Origin of the sequence: Shewanella sp. S1-58-MNA-CIBAN-0166, assembly GCF_040310085.1 — a bacterium.
Taxonomy (GTDB): domain Bacteria; phylum Pseudomonadota; class Gammaproteobacteria; order Enterobacterales; family Shewanellaceae; genus Shewanella.
In genome coordinates this window covers 13,600-27,424 of sequence record NZ_JBEOPN010000037.1, presented here as the reverse complement: position 1 = coordinate 27,424, position 13,825 = coordinate 13,600, and the positions used below count along the sequence as shown (strand labels likewise).

General features: G+C 43.4%; 7 protein-coding genes. 3 read left to right on the top strand and 4 right to left on the bottom strand.

What is annotated here, in order from left to right; all coding sequences use genetic code 11:
• The first annotated feature begins 387 nt into the window (after positions 1-387).
• From AAEY99_RS18325 to AAEY99_RS18315, 3 genes are all read left to right on the top strand, one after another.
• Positions 388-1,062: a glutathione S-transferase family protein gene (locus tag AAEY99_RS18325; protein WP_351011507.1), complete on the top strand. Its 675-nt coding sequence runs from the start codon at positions 388-390 to the stop codon at positions 1,060-1,062.
• A 371-nt stretch (positions 1,063-1,433) separates the two neighbouring features.
• Entirely contained in the window at positions 1,434-3,155 is a 1,722-nt protein-coding gene (locus AAEY99_RS18320) for a phospho-sugar mutase (protein ID WP_351011505.1), read from the top strand.
• Between the two features lie 267 nt (positions 3,156-3,422).
• The gene (locus AAEY99_RS18315) at positions 3,423-5,816 is read left to right on the top strand and encodes a TonB-dependent receptor plug domain-containing protein (RefSeq protein WP_351011503.1); all 2,394 of its coding nucleotides are present in this window, start codon (positions 3,423-3,425) and stop codon (positions 5,814-5,816) included.
• Positions 5,817-6,035: 219 nt separating this feature from the next.
• On the opposite strand, the gene AAEY99_RS18310 is transcribed toward AAEY99_RS18315, so the two are convergent.
• From AAEY99_RS18310 to glgX, 4 genes are all read right to left on the bottom strand, one after another.
• Positions 6,036-7,763: a glycogen synthase gene (locus tag AAEY99_RS18310; protein WP_351011501.1), complete on the bottom strand. Its 1,728-nt coding sequence runs from the start codon at positions 7,761-7,763 to the stop codon at positions 6,036-6,038.
• Positions 7,764-7,772: 9 nt separating this feature from the next.
• Positions 7,773-9,035 carry a glucose-1-phosphate adenylyltransferase gene (gene glgC, locus AAEY99_RS18305; protein ID WP_101087050.1) on the bottom strand — a complete coding sequence of 421 codons (1,263 nt, stop codon included), beginning with the start codon at positions 9,033-9,035 and terminating at the stop codon, positions 7,773-7,775.
• A 99-nt stretch (positions 9,036-9,134) separates the two neighbouring features.
• Complete coding sequence (locus AAEY99_RS18300) at positions 9,135-11,693, bottom strand: glycogen/starch/alpha-glucan phosphorylase (RefSeq protein WP_351011499.1); 2,559 nt, start codon at positions 11,691-11,693, stop codon at positions 9,135-9,137.
• Entirely contained in the window at positions 11,693-13,792 is a 2,100-nt protein-coding gene (gene glgX / locus AAEY99_RS18295; RefSeq protein WP_243756174.1) for a glycogen debranching protein GlgX, read from the bottom strand. Before glgX ends, AAEY99_RS18300 begins: the two co-directional genes overlap by 1 nt.
• Between the last annotated feature and the right edge of the window lie 33 nt (positions 13,793-13,825).

Here is a 13,825-nt window from a genome sequence, read left to right as displayed (position 1 = left end):
GGTAATAGCATTAATTCAATGGTGCAAGCGCTTAGACGAGTTAAAAGTGAATAGTTGCTTATCTAAGTGGATAAGCCATGAAAGTACTCAAGCTAGGTTTATCTTACTCACAGCGCCCATATTGAGTACGCTTGTTAACTTCAGTTAATGAATTCTAGGCTCAGATTATCTTTTGTTATCAAAGGTCAGCAACCTTAATGCTTTCTAGAAATCATCGATTTTAATAGCATTACCTTATGCTTGAATCTGTTTTTTAATCCGTGTTTTTAAACCATTATTTATAATATTCACTCAAATTATCTCCAAGCATGAACGATCGCTCAAAAATATATTGAGCATTCGTTCAAAAACTGCTTAAATACACTTCTTACTTATTAAGGAGTTCACATGATTAAATTTTATTTCCATCCAGGCCCTAACCCAATGAAAATTGCCCTGTTCCTCGAAGAAACAGGCCTTGAGTTTGAACTCGTGCCAGTGGATACCTTAAAAGGTGAGCAACATAGCGCTGAATTTAAAGCGATTAACCCAAACAGTAAAACACCCGCCATTGAAGACAACGGCGTGCGTGTATTCGATTCTAATGCCATTCTTTTATACCTTGCTGACAAAACCGGTCAATTAGCTGCAACCCCGGAAAATCGTGGTGAGCTTCTGTCGTGGTTAATGTTCGTCGCCACTGGTTTAGGCCCTTATTCTGGTCAATGTGTCCATTTCACTCACCATGCACCAGAGAAAATAGATTACGCAACAAACCGTTATCAACGTGAAACTCAGCGCCATTACCAAGTACTTGACGCACATCTTGATAACCGTGAGTTTATCGTCGGTGATGAATTGAGCATTGTCGATATTGCTGCATGGGGTTGGGTTGATAAAATCGGCTATGTATTAGGCCAAGATGCCCTTGCCACTTACCCGAATGTTCAACGCTGGTTTAACAGCATCAACAACCGTCCTGCTGTTGAACGCGCCAGAGACATGGGTAAAGATATCCAATTTAAAGCAGAATTTGATGAAGACGCAAAACGTGCGTTTTTCCCACAAAATTATGCTGTCTAAGCAAAAGAGATTCTGAGCGCGTTATTTTAATCGCGTTATAAAAGGCTTGTGGATGATATCCATAAGCCTTTTTTGTATTGCCTATGTAGCCCCACTCTTGCTGTAACGCCACTGTGCACACTATAGGTTTCTATCTATACAATGTTTTTAAGTTTATATATAAAGCTTTAAAGTTGATTTACACGGTTTTTAGGTTTGATATTTAGCTGCAACTGGTTGTTTATAAGCTAATGATCGCGTTTATGCATGTAGATTAAGCGTATAAATCATGAATACAATTTGTTATTTTTATCCACTTTGACACGAATTTACTTGTTCTTGCGGCGGTATTTTCCTACTGTTATTGAAAATGATTATCAATGAGGTTACTCATGAATACCCATCTTCAACATCAAATCAACCAATGGCTCAATAACGATCCCGACCCACACACCCGCTCACAACTGCAAACGTTAATTGATAACGGCAATGAAACAGAACTAGCGGCACGCTTTGCGGGTCGTTTAGCATTTGGCACTGCAGGGCTAAGAGGCGAAGTGGGTGTTGGCCCTATGGCAATGAACCGTTTGGTTATCCGCCAAACTACTGCCGGTCTGGGGGCTTACTTACTCGAGCAAATCGACAATGCTGCCGAGCGTGGTGTCGTGATAGGTTACGATGGTCGTCATGATTCCTTTACCTTTGCCCATGATGCCGCAAGTGTATTAACCGCTATGGGCATTAACGTGCATTTAACCTATAAGGTTGCCGCCACGCCGTTAGTCGCTTTTGGGGTAAAACATCTTAACGCTGCGGCTGGCATTGTGGTTACCGCAAGCCATAACCCACCACAATACAATGGCTATAAAGTCTATTGGGAAAATGGCGCACAAATTATTCCTCCTCACGACACAGGCATAGCCGCCCAAATTACTCGGGCTGCCACTCTGACTATTCCCTTTTTAGCACTAGACGATGCTATCTCACAAGATAAGCTTACTTGGTTACAAGACGATTTCTATCAAGCCTATCGCCAAGGAATTCGTGAAGCTAAAGAGCTGCAATACCACAGCGGACAAGACAAGGTCAGTTTAGCTTACACCGCAATGCACGGTGTTGGTGCCGATATGGCTGAAACGGTATTAAATGATGCTGGTTTTACCCAAGTGTATTCAGTGGCGGCTCAACGTGAACCTGATGGCAACTTTCCTACGGTAAACTTTCCAAATCCTGAAGAAAAAGGCGCAATGGATTTGGTGATTGCAGAAGCCAAAAAGCACCATGCTACACTTGCTTGTGCCAACGACCCTGATGCTGACCGCTTTGCTGTTGCCGCTCGCACTGAAAATGGCGACTACCAAATGTTGACAGGCGATCAAGTTGGAGTGTTATTTGGTCATTACTTACTCAGCCATGCGCCTAAAAATCAGCAACTTACTGGTACTACTATCGTGTCCTCAAGCCTGTTGTCTAAAATTGCCACTGAGTTTGGTAGCCAAAGCTATACCACTCTTACCGGCTTTAAGTGGTTAATGAATGTCGGTATTGCCAAGCACCAAGCTGACAATCAGTTCTTATTCGCTTATGAAGAGGCACTCGGTTACACCATTGGTAACTTAGTGTGGGATAAAGATGGATTATCGGCATTAGTGGCCTTTGCCCAACTGACTGCAGAACTTGCAGATAATGGACAAACCATTTGGGATAAACTCGAGCAGATTTATCGCCAACATGGATTTCACCTTAATAAACAAGTGAGTATTGCCCTTAATGCTGACACGCCAAATATTGGTGCCTATTTACGCGAACATCCACCCGTGAAAATTGGTGAGTATGCGGTGATCTCGACCGACGATTTAAAAAGTCTACAGCGCACTGCCGCTGATGGCAGCAAACAAGCCATTGATTCACCTAGTAGCGATGTGTTGATTTATGCCTTAGAAGGTGGCGCTAGAGTCATTGTTCGCCCGTCGGGTACTGAGCCAAAAATTAAATGTTATTACGAAGTGGTTGAAACCATGACAAGCTCGGACACCTGGGCATCGGCACAAACTCGTGCAGAGGATGCCATGGCGACCTTCATTACATCGCACCAAACGAGCTTACCCAGCTAGCGGCTCATAAAGCGATTAAGTCTCATTAACAATACTTAAGCCTCATTAACAAAATAAATGTTAAACGCCTGTTACTAGTAGCAGGCGTTTGTTTATGGCTGTGGGTAGTTGTGACTACAATGGAGTAATTATCGCCTTTAACTAGATCAGAGTGTCATGAGATATGCCTGATTGAACTAACCAAGCCTATATTAAAGCGACCTATGTACCAGCGAAAATGACCTATAATGTTACAAAATTACTCATAACGTTATCGCAGGATTGCTAATGTATAAAAGTCTCGTTTCTTTGGCCGTTATTGCCAGTATTTCAGTCCCAGTAGCAATCGCTGCAGAAGAAGGTGAAAACCTAGAGCGCATTCAGGTTATTGGATCGCGTATTGCCCTTCGTACCGCCACAGACAGTGCAACCCCTGTCGATATTATTACTTCAGAACAACTTGAAGCAACAGGTATAACCGAAACCGCCAAGGCATTGCAGTTTGCTGCGCCCAGCTACAGCTTTCCATTCTCGTCAATTACCGATGGCAGCGACGCGGTTCGCCCTGCAAGCTTACGAGGCATGTCACCTGATCACACTTTAGTGTTGGTAAATGGTAAGCGTCGCCACGGTTCAGCATTGGTTCACTTAGCTGGCACTTTAGGCAAAGGTTCATCAAACGTTGACCTTAATGCCATTCCAATGACTTCAATTAAGCGGATTGAAATTTTACGCGACGGTGCATCAGCACTATATGGCTCTGATGCGATTGCGGGCGTCATCAACGTCGTGCTGAAAGACAGCGACGAAGGTGGCAGCATTGCCGCCCAGGTTGGCCAAACCTATGAAGGCGACGGTGAACAAGTACGCCTAGGCATTAATCAAGGCTTTAGTTTTAGCCAAGACGGCTTTGTGAATGTGTCTTTAGAAGCACATCAGAAAAATTCAACTAATCGTGCCGGTTTTGATCCACGTCAGCAATACCCGACCCTAGCAGATGGTAGCCTTGATCCACGTGAAGCCACATTCGATCGTAAAAATCATCATGTTGGCGACAGTGATTATGACAACTACGGTTTATTTGTAAATGCTGAGCAAGGGTTAGATACCAAGGGCAAGCTTTATGCCTTTGGTGGTATTAGCAAACGCAGCTCAACTTCAGGCGCTTTTTATCGTCGTGCGTTGGATTCTCGTAACGTTATTGAAGTGTATCCAGACGGCTTTTTACCACAAATTAGCCCAGAGATTATCGATTACTCTTTAGTCACCGGTTATGAGTTTGAGTTGGGCCAATGGGAAATTGATTCATCAGTTGGTTTTGGTAGCAACAGCTTTGAATACAATGTTGAAAACAGCATTAACGCTTCGCTTGGCCCTAACAGCCCAACAAGCTTTGATGCTGGTACATTGTCGACCAGTGAGCTGAATCTAAATTTAGATGCTTCAACCTACTACGATTTTGCCAATGACTCTGACTTACTCGTGGCAATGGGCATCACATGGCGCGAAAGTGGCTATCAAATTGAAGCTGGCCAAGAAGAATCGTATATCCAAGGCGATTACCAAGATAAATCGGGTGGTAGCCAGGGCTTTGGTGGTTTCACTAAAGAATCTGAAGTAGATGAAGACCGTACAAACCTTGGTTTGTACATCGAACTTGAAAACCAACTCACCGATGACTTTTATTGGGCGGCAGCCGTTCGTTATGAAGACTATTCAGATTTCGGTGGCAATACCAGTTGGAAATTGTCTGGTCGATATGAGCTAACAGACCGAGTGGCACTTCGTTTAACCACCGACACGGGTTTTCGCGCGCCAAGTGTACAACAGCTTTATTTTACCAACGTATCCACTTTCTTTGACCCTGATCCGATCACTGGTGAATTTATTCCTAGAGAGTCAGGTACCTTTAACCAGTTATCACCGGTTAGAGCTGAGCTAGGTATTCCCGATCTTAAAGCGGAAGTATCACACTCTTATAGTGCAGGTATTGTTTACACTGGCGACAATGGTTTTGCAGTGACATTAGATGCTTATGAAATCAATGTTGATGACAGAATCATTTTGTCAGGCTCTATCGACAAAGAAAGCTCACCCGCCATTGCTGCGATTCTTGAAGGCACCAATGCCGACTCGGCTCGTTTCTTTATGAATGCGGTTGATACTAAAACTCAAGGTGTAGACTTAGTTATCACTCAAGGTTTTGACCTTGGTGAATACGGCGACCTAAAAGCAAACCTTGCTTACTCATACAAAGAAACTGAAATTGAGTCAATTTCTTTGCCTTCAATCCTCAATGGATTAGAAGACGAGCTATTTGATAATATTGAAGTCGTTCGCATGACGGAAGCCAATCCGAAAAATACCGCTAACATCGGTTTTACTCATCAATATGATGACTTCACCACTAACTTACGTTTCAGCTATTTCGGTGAATATACCGTGGGTTATTCATCTAGTGAAGTAGAATACGGTGCGAGATGGACCACTGATTTAAGTACTCGTTACCGTGCAACCGATAACCTTTCAGTAACGTTAGGGGTACAAAACCTATTTGATACTTATCCAGAGAAACGCCCAGAGGATAATAATTTTAACGGCATATTTGTATACCCACTGACCAATACTCCGTTTGGATTTAACGGTGGTTACTATTACTTAGATCTACGTTATACCTACTAAAAGATTATTTATTAGTGAGTATTTTCAGCCGATAACCACGCTGAAACGCAAAAATGCCAATCATATTTGATTGGCATTTTTCATTACATCAAGCTGAACATAAAACGATTGGCTAATAACATTAGTTTAAGTTGTCTTGCTAACGGACTAATGCTTACTGACTGTATTTACTGACTGTATTTACTGACGTTGTTTACTGACGTTGTTTACTGACGTTGTTTACTGATCATTATCATTCGCTACATAGAGCTTTGCTAGATATTGCTTCGCGACATCGTCCCAGCTAAATCGCTTTTTGGCGGCATTATGCTTCACCTGTTGCCAAGTATCGCTGCCATATAACGCAAGAACTTGATTAACACGTTCAACCAGGGCTTGTCCTTGTGCAGCTAGCGTTTCACCATTAAACACCCAGCCGCTGACATTATCTGTAATCGTGTCGTTCAGTCCACCCACGCCATGAACCAAACAAGGTTGCCCTGCCCGCATTGCCAGCATTTGACTTATTCCGCATGGCTCAAATGAACTTGGCATTAAAAATAAACTGCCCGATTGATAAAGTTGCTCAGACAATGCTTCATCATAACCGTGTAAAAATAAAAAGTTATCATAACGCGCAGCTGTAGCTTGCAGAACCTTAGCAATATGCAGATCACCACTACCAAGCAACATAAACACCCCGTTGGGTTGTTGTCGCTTTAATGATTCAAGTACCGCTTCTAGTACTGTTTTTGCTGAGGAAAGGCTTTTATCTATTTGCGTTGCACTATACGGTTGCAACAAAATCAACACTTTTTGCTCAGTTAACCGACCTACTGATGTCAGTAAAAACCGTTGCTTGTCATCATCAAACGTTCGGCTATTTACCTCTAACGATCGCAGATGCTCCGCCAATACAGCATGCTTATACTGACTCATTCGCGTGAGCGCAATGGTGTCTAATACACTGACATTATTGGCCTTTGCTTGCCATTTGATAATCGCGTTTTCTGCTTGGTGCAATAACCCTGCATATCCTGTTTGATGATCAACATCATTTAGGGGCTTATCATCATAAACACAACCATTAATGATCCCAACGACATTACCTTGCTGCGCTTTAGTGGCTAAATCTAGCTCTAATCCTTCACCGCCAAAAAAGCCTTTATGATAATCCGATGGCATTAACACTTCGCGGGCATAACTGGGCGACACCAAGTGCACTTTATCACTCAGTACTATGCCCATTCGCATTGGATTAATGCAATTGTTGTAACGTGGATCAAATAAACTTACATCGGCAGCTGCATTCAATTTATCCATGTACTGTGGAAACCAATGGGCAAACGATGAATCATCACCGCTGAAGGGGCGGATCCCCTGTAAAGCCAAATTATGGATAGTGAACACACAAGGCATCGCCTGCAATGCCGAGAACTCCGCCACGCAGCCGCGAAGCATCGCCACCATTGCGGTGTGCCAGTCATGCAGATGCAACACATCGAAATAAGGTAATAGCCTGTTAACAAGGCATGTGGCAACACTCAATGAAAACAAAGCAAACTTGGTCGCATCTTCGGCAAACGGTCTGTCGGCTGAACCATTACAGTAAACCTGACCTTGATGGTTAAACAGCGGATGATCGAATAGATAAATTTGGGCGCCAGTATTATCTTGCTCACCGATATCGACCATTTCGTCTTTGTTTTGCGGCCTAGGCATCCGATACACAGATACCACATGACGCTCACCCGCAAAATCAACTTCAACATCAGCCATATGTGCGACACGATATTGTTGAGCTAAAAAACCATAATTAGGCATAGCGACATCGGCTATCACGCTGCATTGGCCTAATGCGGGTGGCAAGTCGCGGATAACATCCGCCATGCCACCAACTTTAGCGCCGTGCAGTGCATCGTTTTCTGCTGCCACCAGCAGTACTCGCTTTACACTCACAAGAGTCATTTACGGTCCTTATTCGTAACCAACAGGTAAACCCAACATTTTACGAGTTACTAAGGTAATACCTTTTTCGGATACCCTAAAACCTCTTGCCCTGTCGTGATCTTGATTATAACCAATCACCATGCCTTCTGGGATGATACAACCCCGATCTAAAATGGCATTTTGGATTTTACAGTTCTTTAATACCACCACATCGGGTAATAATACCGAGTCTTTTACCGACGAATAAGAACATACCCGCACTTCATCAAACAACACGCTACGTTTAACTTTTGCGCCGGAGATAATACAACCACCGGACACAATAGAATCAACCGCCATACCGCGTCTATCTTCATCATCAAACACAAATTTAGCCGGAGGTAATTGTTCTTGATAGGTCCAAATAGGCCATTTGGCATCATACAAATTCAATGCCGGCGTAGGTGATAATAGCTCCATATTGGCTTGGAAAAATGAATCTAAAGTACCCACATCGCGCCAATAAGCAGGTTCGTCTGGAACTGCACTAGTAAAAGGAAACGCGAACACATTATGCTTTTCTATGATTGCCGGAATGATGTCTTTACCAAAGTCACGGTCTGAGTTTTCGTTGTTCGAATCTTTTTTCAATTGATCGAACAAAAACTTGGTATTAAACACATAATTGCCCATCGAGGCTAAACACATTTCCGGATCGTTTGGTGTCGGTTTAGGCTCAGCCGGTTTTTCTTCAAAGCCAATCACCCGATTAGTGCTATCGACTTCCATTACCCCAAATGCTCCCGCAGCTTCGGCTATCGGCGTTTCTAAACAACACACGGTCATGTCGGCACCTGATTCTGCATGGGCGGCTAACAAGCCGGCATAATCCATGCGGTATACATGATCGCCAGATAGAATCATCACGTATTTAGGTATTTCATGGCGAATAATATCGATATTTTGAAACACGGCGTCTGCGGTACCTTGATACCAATTGCCTGATGTTTGTTGCGACGCCGGTAATATCTCAACCGATTCACCCAATTCCTTCTTAAAGTGGCCCCAACCACGAGTAACATGCCGAATAAGAGAGTGTGATTTATATTGTGTCACCACTCCCACGCGACGAATTCCAGAGTTAATACAATTCGATAACGGAAAATCAATAATCCTGAATTTACCACCAAAATATAACGCCGGTTTAGCGCGCCAGTCGGTTAATTCGTACAACCGAGAACCACGACCACCCGCCAAAATAAGCGCATAGGTATCACGAGTTAAATTACTAATATAACGAACATTACTCATAAGCAGACTCCATTTGACTATCAAAGATAGCCATCAATAAATAAGCATTGATCTACGACTTACTTGTTAACTAAGCGGCATAACACCGCCATCCCTGTATTACTTTTTCATCCAGATTTCGTCGCGGTAACCCGCTATAGTGTTGTCGCTTGAAAAACGCCCGCTTGCGGCGGTGTTTCTAATACTCATTTTTTGCCAACTATCTTGATCAAGATAGGTTTTTGCCACCTGTTCTTGTGCCAAGCAATAACTGTCAAAATCGGCAGCGGTCATCCATTGGTCGTTAGGGTCGACAATCGAGGCAATAATGTTGTCGAAAATACCCGGTTCGACCAAATTGAAATGAGCGCTTTTGAGCATGTCCATCACCCCATGAAGGGCTTTAGAATGTTCAACGATGTGCTGAGGTTGATAATTCATTCGGGCTTGGCTTACTTGGTTAGCATCTAAGCCAAATAAGAAAAAGTTCTCATCACCCACTTCTTCAAGCATTTCAATATTGGCACCATCTAATGTGCCGATAGTCAAAGCGCCATTCATCATGAATTTCATGTTACCTGTACCTGAAGCTTCTTTACCTGCTGTTGATATTTGCTCAGATAAGTCGGTACCCGGACAGATTTTTTCCATCGCACTAACGTTATAGTTAGGCAGGAAAGCCATACGTAAATACGGCGTCACCAGTGGATCAGAATTGACCATATGGGCGACATTGCTTGCTAACTTAATGATTTGTTTTGCCATGGCATACCCTGGCGCAGCTTTGCCACCAATTAATACGCAACGGGGAACCATATCTTGAGTATCGCCATTTAAAATTCGACGATATAAATGAATAACGTGCAGAATATTCAATAATTGGCGCTTGTATTCATGGATACGTTTTACTTGCACATCGAACATCATCAGAGGGTCAAATTCAATCCCACATTGCTGATGCACAAAAGTGGTTAACACTTGTTTATTCTCGAGTTTTATTTGCGCCCATTCCTTAACAAATACTTTGTCACTGGTGAAAGCATTTAACGCGGTAAGACGTGATAAATCGTTAATCCACTCATCGCCTAAGCGTCGGCAAATCAACTCAGATAACTTAGGATTACAATACGCGAGCCAACGCCTAGGGGTGACACCGTTGGTTTTGTTATTAAATTTGTGGGGCCACAGTTGATAGAAGTCATTGAATAACCCTTCTTTAAGCAACTGAGTATGTAACCCCGCCACACCATTAACCGAAAAACTGGCAACAATCGCTAAATATGCCATCCGTATTTGCTGCTCGGGGCCTTCTTCAATAATCGACATGTTGGCCAATTTTTGAATATCTGCGGGCCAATGATGAGCCACTTGTTCAAGATAACGTGCATTGATTTCGAAAATAATTTCGACAATTCGCGGCAACATATTTTTCATCATCGGCACAGACCAACGCTCTAGTGCTTCTGGCAATAAAGTATGATTGGTATACGCCATAGATTCACTAGTGATCGCCCAAGCGGTATCCCAACTCAAGCCATATTGATCAAGTAACAACCGCATTAACTCAGGTACTGCAATGCTCGGGTGAGTATCATTAAGTTGCAACACGTTATGAGTACTAAACTGGCTAAAGTCTTCACCAAATTGACCGACGTAACGGGCCAGCAAGTCTTGTAAGCTGGCAGACGACAAAAAGTACTGTTGTCTTAACCGCAATTCTTTGCCGTTAACACTCGAATCATTGGGGTACAACACCATGGTGATTTGTTCGGCTAGGTTTTTCGTCGCGACGGCTTCAGCATAATCACCTTCGTTAAACTCTGCTAAATCAAACTCGTCATTGGCTTCTGCCTTCCACAAGCGCAGCGTATTAATTCGGCCATTTTTAAATCCTGGGATCGGCACGTCATAAGGCACGGCCAGTACATTTTGAGTTTCCGCCCACACATGGTGTCGATGCCCTTGTTTATCGACATAGGTTTCGGTATGGCCAAAAAAGGGTACCGTCACAATACGATTGGCAATACGGACTTCCCATGGATTACCGTGTCGTAACCAACGGTCCGGACGCTCAACTTGGTAACCATCGACAATTTTTTGCACAAACATGCCATATTGATAACGAATACCGTAACCAGTAACCGACAAATCTAAACTGGCACAACTGTCGAGGAAGCACGCCGCAAGTCGTCCAAGCCCGCCATTGCCTAAGCCCGCATCTTGCTCAACTTGCTCAAGCTCTTCTAAACTAGTCGCGTATTCTGTCATGACTTGTTGCGCATCGGCGGTAATGTCTAAACTCAGTAATGCATTACCTAATGCTCGGCCCATCAAAAACTCTAACGACAAGTAAGCCACTTGTTTTTGTTGGTATTGATTATCTTTTATCCGTGTTTGACGCCAGTTATCCAGCATTTGCTCTTTAACACTTTGCGCCACGGCATTAAACAATTCATGTTGCTCATGTTCATCGCGACATAAACCATAACGAATATGTCTGGCTAACGAGGCTGCTAAACTGTCGCAAGGTTCACAAGGCTCTGCATGAGAACTGAGCTGATTATCTGCTGCGGTTTGTGTTGCGACTTGGGTTTTACTACTGGTCTTACTGTTAGCTTTAGCTCGACTGGCACGGGCAGTCGGTTTAGTCGCACTGGCGTTAGTTTTCGCTGTGGTCATCAATTGCTCCTTGTAAACTCGGTATGAAATAACATTAAACTACGGCTGATTAAATTGACTTGCTGACTGGCATCCACCACCGGCTCACTTTCTTGGGTATGCAATAAACAATGCCAATAACGAAAGTGAGGCAATTGCGGTAATGTAAAGGTATGTGGGGACTCATCGACATTGATCATCAACAATAAGGCTTCAGTGCTTTCAGCAACGGCGCCAACATCGGCATCACCTAAATTACCGGTTAAAATAACGCTTAAGGTGCGGGTATGATGTTCACACCAATGTGATTTCGTCATCGCTTCACCTTGGCGGTTAAACCACGCTAAACCGTTATCGAATAATGCTTCTGGTTTATGAATAAATGCTTGATGACACAACATCGGAAAGCGTTTACGTAAGGTGATCAACTGAGCGGTAAAATTCACCAACGACCAATCTATTTGCTGCCAGTCGAACCAACCAATCGGATTGTCTTGGCAGTAGGCATTGTTATTACCTTGTTGAGTTTGGCTAGATTCATCGCCAGCCAATAGCATCGGCACCCCCTGAGATAGCAACAAGCACGTTAATAAATTGCGCTTTTGTCGGTTGCGAATGGCATTGATGGCGACATCGTCGCACTCGCCTTCTATGCCATAATTACTGCTACAGTTTTCTTGATGTCCATCGCGGTTGTCTTCACCGTTGGCCAAGTTATGACGATCGTCATAACTGACTACATCATGCAAACTGAAACCATCATGACTGGTGATAAAATTGATACTGGCTGCTGGCCCGCGACCGTTATGTTCAAAAAAGTCACTCGAGCCATGAAATCGTTTAGCAAATTCAGGTAACAAACCACTGTCACCGCGCCAGAATTTGCGCATAGCATCACGGTAACGGTCATTCCATTCACTGAATGCCACAGGGTAATTGCCTAACTGATAACCACCAGGTCCAATGTCCCATGGCTCAGCAATCAATTTCACTTTACACAGCACAGGATCTTGAGTGATGGCGTCAAAAAATCCACTTCCTGGGTCAAAGCCATAGGCTTCTCGTCCAAGGCAACTGGCTAAATCAAATCTAAATCCATCCACGCCCATTACTTCAACCCAATAGCGCAGCGAATCCATTACCAGCATCAGTACTTGGGGATGATTAAGATTAAAGGTGTTACCACAACCGGTATCGTTAATGTTAAAACGCTTATCATTGGGTAATAAACGGTAGTAACTGGCATTGTCGATCCCGCGGAAACCATACGTTGGCCCTAAATGGTTACCTTCTGCAGTATGGTTAAATACCACATCCAAAATGACTTCAATGCCTGCTCGATGAAGTGTAGAAACCATCTGCCTAAATTCAGCAATGTCATCCGATGCAGACAAATAAGCGCTGTGCGGCGCCATAAAAGCAATACTGTTATATCCCCAATAGTTATTGAGGCCCTTTTCAATTAAAAATGGCTCATCAAAAAAACCATGCACGGGTAATAGCTCTATACAGGTTATGCCTAAGTTTTGTAAATAATCGATGATAGGTTGGCTCGCTAAACCTGCAAAGGTGCCTTGTTGCTCGCTGCTGACCTTGGGATGCTGTTGGGTAAACCCTTTTATATGGGTTTCAAATATAATGCTGCGCGCAAGGCTAATATTAAGCGGCTCAATTGGAATATCATTGACAAAGCCGCAATCAATAACCTGTGCTTTAGGCACATATGGCGCACTATCTTGGGTATCAAATGACAAATCTTCGTCCCTGGCTTCAATGTCATAACCATAAAGCGCAGGATGATATATCACCTCGCCCACCAGCTTTTTTGCATAGGGATCGAGTAACAATTTATGATGATTAAAGCGATGACCTAATTGAGGTTGATATGGGCCAAAGACACGATAACCATACAATAGCCCTGCTTGTGCATCAGCAAGATGACAGTGCCAAATTTGTCGAGTTTGATCGCTCATGATGTATTGCGCGACCTCAACTTCTCCAGTGGCATCAAAGATACACAATACGACTTGAGTTGCATGCGCCGAAAACAACGAAAAATTCACCCCGTTATCATCGAGTGTCGCCCCTAGTGGATAAGGATAACCGCTGGTCATATCCATAACATGCCCCTGTAAAGTTGAAACCATAGTGTC